This window comes from Sutterella sp., from assembly GCF_030539355.1.
Lineage (GTDB): Bacteria > Pseudomonadota > Gammaproteobacteria > Burkholderiales > Burkholderiaceae_F > Sutterella.
On sequence record NZ_JAUNSF010000137.1, the window covers coordinates 1 to 6,256 of the forward strand.

Here is a 6,256-nt window from a genome sequence, read left to right on the forward strand (position 1 = left end):
CTTGAGAACACCCTCGGACAGTTCCGGGCGGGCGGGCCCTTCATGATCCCGATCGCCGCCGCCTCGGTCGTGATGCTCTGCCTCGGGTTCCTCGAGGTCCGGAGCCTCGTCCGGGCCGAGCGGGAGCTCAAAAGCCGCATGGCGGCAGGGCGCTTCGGCGGCGACGACGAATGGGGCTCGCTCGCCGCGATCTACCGCGAGGGGCGCTCAGGGCTCGCGCCGGTGGACCTTGAGCTCAGGGACGCGATCCGCGACTGGGTCATGACCCGCCTGGGGCGGAGCCGCGCCGTGCTCTTTCTCGCCTCCGTCGCGACGCTCCTCGGGCTCCTCGGGACCGTCTCGGGCATGATGAACTCGTTCGAGGCGATCTCGCTCACCGGGTTCGCCGACATCCGCAGCATGTCCTCGGGCGTCTCGCAGGCGCTCATCACGACGCAGAGCGGCCTGATGATCGCCGTCGTCGGCGTCGTGCTCGGCAGATGGATCAGGGCGAGAGCCGAGGCTCTCGGGGCAATGGTCTCCGAATACCTCGCTCTTGCCGGCGGCGAGAAGACGGAGGGGAGGCTCTCATGACGAGAAGAAGAAAGCGCGCCTCGCCCCCAGGCGCCGTCGAGCTCAACATGACGCCGCTCATCGACATGATCTTCATCCTGCTCATCTTCTTCATGGTGAGCGCGTCCTTCGTGCGCGAGAGCGGAGTGGACGTGGAGCGCCCGGTGGCGAAGACCGCCTCCTCGAGGACGCCGGCGGCGATCGTCTCGATCGACTCGGCGAACGTCATCTGGATCGACGGCCGCACGATTGACGTGCGGTCAGTCGGGACCTGGATGCGGCGCTTCCACGCGGACTCGCCCGAGGGCGGCGTGGTGATCGCCGCGGACGCGATGGCCCGCACGGGCGTCGTGATCCAGGTGCTCGACGCCTGCCGCGAGGCGGGCGTCCGGGACGTGAGCGTCGCCGCCAGGGCGCCCTGACGGGAGTCGGTGAGATGCCGCGGTCGTTCCGGTTTCCTGACTTCTCCCCCGGCCTCCGGGCCTGGGGGACTGCGCTCGTGCTCGGCGCCGCCGGCACGGCGGGCCTCTTCGTCGCCGGCTTTCTCCCCTCCGCGGCCGACGCGCCGGCCATGAGGGACCTGCGGCCGGGCGAGCGGCATGCCCTCACGCAGCCGGAGACCCGCGACGCCACAAGGGAGATCGTCCACGCCGCCGCGCCGGCCCCGGTCGAGATGGTCCGGCCCGACATCGAACTGAGCGATGATGTGGCCGTCGAGGCCGATGCGCCCGATCTCAGGCCCGACTTCAAGGTGAACCCGCGGATCGACATCGGCATGACGGTACCGGCGCTGCCGCAGACGGCGTCGCCTGCGATCGCCGCGGAGCCCGCCGTCTTCGCCCTGAGCGAGCTTGACGTCGAGCCCGCGCTCCTCTTCTCGCCCCGTCCGGCCTATCCGTCAGAGGCGCGTCGCTCGCGGACCGAGGGCGAGGTGATCGTGCGGCTCGTGATCGACCCGCAGGGGAGGGTACTGCGCGCCGCGGCGATGCCGGGCCCTGACAATGAAGTCTTCGCCGCGGCGACGCTCCGGGCCGTGCGCAGCTGGCGCTTCCGCCCCGCCGAGAAGGACGGCCGCGAAGTGATGTGCTGGGTGGAGATCCCTGTGCGCTTCAGACTGGGAGCGATGCAGTGAACCCCGGATTCGCCGCGCTCCTGCTCGCTCTTCTTCTCGCCGCCCCGGCCTCCGGGCCGGCCCTCTCGGCTCCGGCGGCCGAGCCCCCCGTCACGCGCGCCGAGGCCCGGGTCTTCGCCGAGGCGCAGTCCCTCTACCGGGAGGGCAGGCACCGGGATGCGATGGCGAGGCTCGACGGGTATCTGAAGGCACCCCGGCCGCATCCCTTCGTGCTCACGCTCTGGGGGCTCTGCGCGCTCGCCGAAAACGAACCCGGCAAGGCCGCCGAGGTGCTCACCCGCGGCGTCAGCCTGTGGCCGCGGAACCATACCCTGAGGCACAACCAGGCCGTGGCGCTGCAGCGCTCGGGCGACTTCCCCGCCGCCGGGGAGGCCTACCTCGCCGCAGCGGATCTCGTCACTCGCCCCGCCGACCGGCGGCTGATGCTGGTGTCGGCGGCCGGGGCCTTCCACGAGGCCCGCGCCTGGCGCCGCATCCGCCCGACGCTCGGAGACCTCGCAGGTCCCGAATCCTCGGACGCGGACGCCCTGAAGCTCGCCGGCGCCGCCGACATCGAGCTCGGTGACTGGGAACGGGCCGAGACGACCTTCGTGAGGCTCGCCGGGCTCCTCCCCGCCGACCGCTCCGTCTGGCAGACGCTCGCGAGCATACGCATCGAGCGGAAACGCCCGGCCGAGGCGGCCCCGGCGCTCGAGACCGCCGCGGCGCTCGCGCGGCTCGACTGCGGCAAGGATGAGAACTGCGGCCGGGCGAGGCGTCTCACGCGCGCCTCCGCCGACCTCTACGCCTCGCTCAGAGCGCCGAGGCTCGGGCTCCATGCGCTCTCCGGGCTCGACGCCGCCGATTTCCTGCGCACTGATGAGAAGGACGCGAAGGATGAGAAGGGCGCGGGAACCGAGGCCCGGGGCGAGCGGCGCAGGCTTGAGCGGCGGCTCGCCGCGGAGCTCGAGGCCGGACGCAGGGAGGCCGCAGTCGGGACCGTGCTTGAGATCGAAAAACTCCCGGTGGACGTCACAACGGGCATGAACCTCGCGCCGCTCCGGGCGACGCTCCTCTATGAGCTCGGCCGGCCGCGCGAGGCGCTCGCCGTCTGGACCGGGGACGCGCAGAGGGGCGGCCCCACGGCCGAGCGGAGCCGCTGGCACGCGGGCATCGTCGCCTGGGAGCTCGGCGATCGCGTCACCGCAAAGGAAATGCTCGCCGGCATCACAGAGGACGAAGGGCTCGTGAGCGAAGCGAAGGCGGCGCTCAAGGTCCTCGAGGAAATGGACAGGCTCGAGGCCTCGCTCATCCTCACGGACGAAGTGCCCCGGGAATCTTACCGGGAGCCGGTGAAACTCACGCCCTGAGCGATTTTTCCAACGCGACAGAGAGCCAGCGCGGATAATCTCTTTTCAAAATAAAACCCTCGGTAAACACTGACCTTCATCATGAGCCGTTTTCCCAGCCATTCCGAAACCCGTCTCACAGGTGTCGCCCTCTCGCTTCTCCTCGCCCTCGGCGGCGCCCAGGCCGCGGAATTCTCGTGGTACGACGGCGCCTGGCCGCAGGAGAAGACCTCGGTCGCGCCCGATCCCTCGGTCCGCTTCGGCAGGCTCGCGAACGGCCTGAGATTCGCCATCATCCCCAACAAGAACCCGAAGGGAAGGGTGTCGCTGCGGCTCGACGTGCAGACGGGGTCGCTGATGGAGGAGCCCCACGAGCTCGGCACGGCGCACTACCTCGAGCACATGGCCTTCAACGGGTCGCGGAACTTTCCCGCCGGGTCGCTGATCCCGTTCTTTCAGCGGCACGGCATGAGCTTCGGCGGCGACACCAACGCCCACACCTCGTTCGGCGAGACGGTCTACAAGCTCAACCTCGCGGACACCGCCGACGGCGTCATCCATGACGGCCTGAGGATCCTGCGCGACATTGCGGACGGCCTCCTCCTCGAGCCCGCGGAGATCGACGAGGAGCGGGGCGTCATCCTGTCGGAGAAGCGCGCCCGCAACACGGAGGAGGCCGAGGCCTCGCGCATCTGGCGCAGCTTCGTCTGGGGCGGCACGCGGTTCGCCAACGAGATCATCGGCACCGACGAGACGCTCAAAGCCATGAACGCCGAGTCCGTGCGCGCCTTCTACGGCAAGTGGTACGTGCCGGGCCGCATGGTCGTGGTGGTGGCGGGCGACGTCGACCCCGCCCGGATGGAGAAGTTCATCCGTGCGACCTTCGGGAGCATGCCCGCCGCGGCGCTCCCCGGAGTGGAGAGCTTCGGCGAGGCCGATCTCACCGAAGGGCTGCGCGTGCTCGTGCAGAAGCGCCCTGTCTCGAGCACCACGATCACGCTCATGCAGATCGCGCCCGCCGTCCCGGTCGTCGACACCGAGGCGCGGCAGCGCCGGCTCATGCTCGAGTGGATCGGCAGCATCGCGCTCAACCGCAGGCTCGCCGCCCGCCGCGACAACGAGCCGCAGATCTGGACCCGCGCGATTTTCCATGACGCGCGGCTGCAGCCCTTCGCGCCGTCGGCGCGCTTCATGGCGGTGACGACGGGGGCGAACTGGAGGCGGGCGCTCGACATCCTCGAGGAGGAGCGCCGGCGCGCGGCCGTCTTCGGGCTCACCGCCGACGAGGTGAAGTCGATCAAGGACGAGATCGAGGCCACGCTTGAGCGCGCGGTGAACCAGCGCTCCTCGTGGACCAATGAATACTGCGCGGACAACTTTGTCTCGCTTCTCAACCAGGGCCTCGTCTACACCTCGGCCGAGCAGGACCTCGAGCGCTGGCGCGCGATGAAGGACTCGATCACCGTCGAGGAGGCCTCGGCCGAGCTCAGGGCCGCCTTCGCGCCGGGCAACATCCGGCTGCGGGTCTCGGGCGACACGGACGCCTCCGAGGAGGAGGTCCGGGCCGTCTTCGAAGCGTCGAACACCGCCGAGGTGCTGCCGCCCGCCGAGGCCGCGCTCATGAAGTTCCCCTACCTCGACGAGCCCCCGGCGGTGCCGATCCCCGAGCTCGCCGAGTCCGCCGTCGGCATGACCGACCTCGGCCTCACGAAGTACGAGGCGGTGCTCGAGAACGGTCTGAGGCTCATTCTTCTGCCGCTTCCCTTCGAGAAGGGCACCGTCAAGGCCTCGCTCATCTTCGGCGACGGCACGATGGGCGTGCCCGACGAGGAGTCCCTCACGCTGCGCACGGCGCTCTCGGTGCTCCGGCAGCAGGGCATCGGGCGCCTCACGGCCCTCGAGACCTCGAGGCGCTTCGCCGCGCGCGGCCTCGTGACGAGCGAGACCGCGGCCGAGACCTTCAACGAGATCTCGGGCTCGGCGCAGCGCGATGACCTCGAGATGCTGCTCGAGGCGATCCGGACGCGGTTCCTCGACCCCGTCGTGACGGAGAAGAACCTCGAGAAGACGCTCCAGAGCCTGAGGCAGACCGAGTTCAGCCGCAGGAAGACCGTCGAGGGCGTCGTGAGGACGGACCGCACCCGGTTCCTCCTCGGGGGGCCGCTGCGCCTGCGCTCCTGGGAAGCCGCGGACGCGGAGGGCGTTCCGCTCGAGGCAATGCGGAAGTACCTCGCCGAAACCCGCATGCGCGGCGCGAGGACGCTCCTCATCACCGGTGACTTCGACCGCGTGCTCGCGGCGGCGGAGGCGGCGCGCCTCATGGGTGCGCTTCCCCGCGCCGAGGCGCCGCGCGCCTTCGCGGGCCGGCTCCCGGACTTCCCCGAGGACGAGTCGCGCGACCGCATCGTGATGGAGGACCGGCTCGGCAAGTCCGTGCTCTCCGTGGCCTGGCACCTCGACAACCCGGACGCGGCGGACCGCCGCACGGCGATGACCCGCAGGCTCGTCGCCGCGGTCGTCGCCGACCGCATGCGCAAGGAAATTCGCGAAAAACTCGCCGCGGCCTACAGCCCGTCGGCCTGGTACCGCGAGTGGACCGAGATGGAGGGCTTCGCCTACCTGTTGATGCAGGTCGAGACGAAGCGCGCGCAGACCGGCGAGGTTCGCGACGCGATGGAGGCGATCGCGCGGGATCTGCGCGATCAGGGCGTGACCGACGAGGAGCTCGAGCTCGTCAAGGAGCCGATGCGCACCGCCTGGCGCACGAACCGCCGCACGAACCGCTTCTGGTCGGGCGTCATGAGAAGCGAGGCCGCGACCGGCCGTCCCTTCACCTCCTGGGCCGAGCAGACCGACGAGCTGCTCAGCGCGATCACCGCGTCCGACGTGAGCCGCGAGGCAAAACGCATTTTCTCCTCCCCGCAGGCGGCCTTCGTCGTCCGCTCGGGCGGCGATGACGAGGCCGGCAAAGCCATGGAAATCAGCAGGGAGGGTATAAAGGAAGGAACTTCGGACAGGGAATGACTTTTTCCTTCCGGTGACATTGCCCCCGGGCATGACCTGCCTGGGGGTGGGGTAACAATAATTCGAGCGGTTCATCCACGTGAGCCGCCATCGAGATCCAACAGCGTAAACAAGCCTCCCGGGCGTCATTCTGAGTCAAGGATTTCTCACCGGAAATGAGGAGTCCTCCGGGAGCCGGAAGGGCTTCTCTCCGCCTTTCCTGAAATTGCATCTCATTTGT

5 protein-coding genes are annotated in these 6,256 nt (G+C 69.6%); all 5 read left to right on the forward strand.

The annotated features are described in order from the left end of the window. Window positions 1-573 (forward strand): MotA/TolQ/ExbB proton channel family protein (locus Q4F91_RS12485; protein WP_303338056.1); only part of this gene is annotated, 573 nt, incomplete at its 5' end. After that, entirely contained in the window at window positions 570-974 is a 405-nt protein-coding gene (locus Q4F91_RS12490) for a biopolymer transporter ExbD (protein WP_303338057.1), read from the forward strand. The genes Q4F91_RS12485 and Q4F91_RS12490, both read left to right, overlap by 4 nt. Before the next feature lie 14 nt (window positions 975-988). Continuing rightward, window positions 989-1,684: an energy transducer TonB gene (locus Q4F91_RS12495; RefSeq protein ID WP_303338058.1), complete on the forward strand. Its 696-nt coding sequence runs from the start codon at window positions 989-991 to the stop codon at window positions 1,682-1,684. After that, window positions 1,681-3,033, forward strand: coding sequence for a hypothetical protein (locus tag Q4F91_RS12500; RefSeq protein WP_303338059.1), 1,353 nt, complete (start codon window positions 1,681-1,683; stop codon window positions 3,031-3,033). The genes Q4F91_RS12495 and Q4F91_RS12500 overlap by 4 nt, the downstream gene beginning before the upstream one ends. Before the next feature lie 81 nt (window positions 3,034-3,114). Continuing rightward, a complete protein-coding gene (locus Q4F91_RS12505; RefSeq protein ID WP_303338060.1) occupies window positions 3,115-6,036 on the forward strand; it encodes a pitrilysin family protein in 2,922 nt (973 codons plus the stop codon). Window positions 6,037-6,256: the final 220 nt, after the last annotated feature.